General features: G+C 64.5%; 1 protein-coding gene. It reads left to right on the top strand.

Annotation, left to right across the window (positions count from 1 at the left end; genetic code table 11):
- On the top strand, positions 1–1504 hold a 1504-nt coding region (locus AX729_RS10475), incomplete at its 5' end, for a malonate--CoA ligase (protein WP_063817240.1).
- Positions 1505–1576 lie beyond the last annotated feature (72 nt).

Here is a 1576-nt window from a genome sequence, read left to right as displayed (position 1 = left end):
GTTTTCCCGCCTGTTCGATGGCCTTTCCGATCCGAAGCGCCTCGCGATCGAAACGCATGACGGCACCCGCATCAGCTATGGCGATCTGATCGCGCGGGCCGGGCAGATGGCGAACGTGCTCGTCGCGCGCGGCGTGAAGCCGGGCGACCGCGTCGCGGTGCAGGTGGAGAAATCCGTCGCCAACATCGTGCTGTATCTCGGCACGGTGCGGGCCGGCGCGGTCTATCTGCCGCTCAACACCGCCTATACGCTGAACGAGCTCGACTATTTCATCGGCGATGCCGAGCCGTCACTGGTGGTGTGCGATCCTTCCAAGGCCGAAGGCCTCGCCCCTATTGCCGCGAAGGTGAAGGCCAGGGTCGAGACGCTCGGGCCCGATGGCAAGGGCTCGCTGACGGAGGCCGCCGACAAGGCGAGCAACGAATTCGCAACGGTGGCGCGCGAAAACGACGATCTCGCCGCGATCCTCTACACCTCGGGCACCACCGGCCGCTCCAAGGGCGCGATGCTCACGCACGACAATCTGGCGTCGAACTCGCTGAGCCTCGTCGACTACTGGCGCTTCACCGACAAGGACGTGCTCATTCACGCGCTGCCGATCTACCACACGCACGGCCTGTTCGTGGCGACCAACGTGACGCTGTTCGCGCGCGCGTCGATGATCTTCCTGCCGAAGCTCGATCCGGACCTGATCATCAAGCTGATGGCGCGCGCCACCGTGCTGATGGGCGTGCCGACCTTCTACACGCGCCTCCTGCAGAATCCCGCGCTGTCGCACGAGACCACGAAACACATGCGACTGTTCATCTCGGGCTCGGCACCGCTGCTCGCCGACACCCATCGCGAATGGTCGGCGCGCACCGGACATGCCGTGCTCGAGCGCTACGGCATGACCGAAACCAACATGAACACGTCGAACCCATACGACGGCGAGCGCGTGCCCGGCGCGGTCGGCTTCCCGCTGCCCGGCGTGTCGGTGCGCGTCACCGATCCAGAGACGGGAAAAGAGCTGCCGCGCGAAGAGATCGGCATGATCGAGGTGAAGGGCCCGAACGTGTTCAAGGGCTATTGGCGCATGCCGGAGAAGACCAAGGCCGAATTCCGCCCTGATGGCTTCTTCATCACCGGCGACCTCGGCAAGATCGACACCAAGGGCTACGTCCACATCCTCGGCCGCGGCAAGGATCTCGTGATCTCCGGCGGCTTCAACGTCTACCCCAAGGAGATCGAGAGCGAGATCGATGCGATGCCCGGCGTGGTCGAATCCGCCGTGATCGGCGTGCCGCATGCCGATTTCGGCGAAGGCGTCACGGCGGTGCTGGTGCGTCAGCCCGGCGCGAGCATCAATGAAGCGGCCGTTCTGAAAGGGCTGGAAGGACGGCTCGCAAAGTTCAAGATGCCCAAGCGCGTCTTCGTCGTCGACGAGCTGCCGCGCAACACCATGGGCAAGGTGCAGAAGAACGTGCTGCGGGATACGTACAAGGATATTTACGCGAAGAAGTGAGGGCGCCGACTCGAGACAAACCCGCGCCGCATCTCGCCGTCATGCCCCGCCTAGTGCGCAATTGCGCACGGG

The organism is Bradyrhizobium sp. CCH5-F6, from assembly GCF_001556045.1.
GTDB lineage: Bacteria > Pseudomonadota > Alphaproteobacteria > Rhizobiales > Xanthobacteraceae > Bradyrhizobium.
Note: the sequence above shows the minus strand (reverse complement) of the source record. Positions and strands in the feature narration are given on the sequence as shown.